Annotated in this window: 1 protein-coding gene; it reads right to left on the bottom strand. The window is 70.8% G+C overall.

The genetic code is table 11. From position 1 onward, the window contains the following. Window positions 1-72 precede the first annotated feature (72 nt). On the bottom strand, window positions 73-1,021 hold a 949-nt coding region (locus tag AC2VON_RS19325; RefSeq protein ID WP_486954394.1), incomplete at its 5' end, for a VOC family protein.

Raw genomic sequence — 1,021 nt, 5'->3', positions numbered from 1 at the left:
CGGTGTCGATCCTGGCGACGGCGTCGGCGGTGCCCGCCCACCAGGCCTCGGAGGTGCGGTAGACGGAAATGCTCATGAGCGTGCCACTTTCAGGAATCCGCGCAGGCGGGTGATGTCGAATTCGTTGTGGTCGCGCAGCGCGGTAAGCATCGACCGCAACTGCACGACCGCTTCCCGGGCGGGAGCGATCCCGAGGAAGTCGTTGGTCGCGTGCGGGCCCCACTGGGCAAGACCGGAGGCGGTCAACGGGGCCCACCCGGGCTGCAGCGTGTTGTCGAACATGTCGCCGTCGCTGTAGTGCTCGACCAGGAACCCCTCGGGATCGCGCCAGTAGTCGAAGATCTGGCTGCCCTGGATGTGCCTGCCGATCCCCCAGGACCGCCGGTACCCCGCTTCGCGCAGGTATTCCCCGCCGGCCGCGACCGCGTCCAGGTCGCACACCTGATAGGCCGAATGCACGTAACGGTCCGCGGGGCCGAGCACGAGGGCCAGGGTGTGGTGGTCGGTGGGTGTCGGGCCGCGGTCGCAGCGCAGGAAGCCCATCGCCGGGCCGCGCTCGCGTTGGCCCGGGTAGTAGAGGAAGTCGCTGACGATGAGGCCGAGATGATCGAGGTACCAGTCGAGCGAGCGCAGGAAGGCGGTGCTCTGCAGCACGAGGTGACCCAACCGCTGCACCCTGGCCGGCTCGCGCGGCGGACGCTGAGTGTCGTTGGCGCGCAACAGCTCGTGGCCGAAGTTGAAGGTGTGCGGCTGCTGGGCGGGCAACTCGGCCAGCTCGGTCGTCCCGGCGACGACGCGGACCGGAATCCCCCGGGGGTCGGTCAGTTCCACCCCGACGCCGCCGATCGCCTCGGGTAACGAGCTGACCCGCGCACCCGCGACCGCGCCGAGCCGCTCGACGTCGGCCTTGTCGGCGGCGGCGAACGCCGGCCCCACGAACCGCGAGCGTGGCCCCCGCCGGACGAGCACGCACGGCGAGCCCGCGTCGGTTCCCCTCAGGTGCAACTCGTCGGCGGTGTGC

This window comes from Mycobacterium sp. TH-M82 (genome assembly GCF_057473605.1).
Note: the sequence above shows the minus strand (reverse complement) of the source record. Positions and strands in the feature narration are given on the sequence as shown.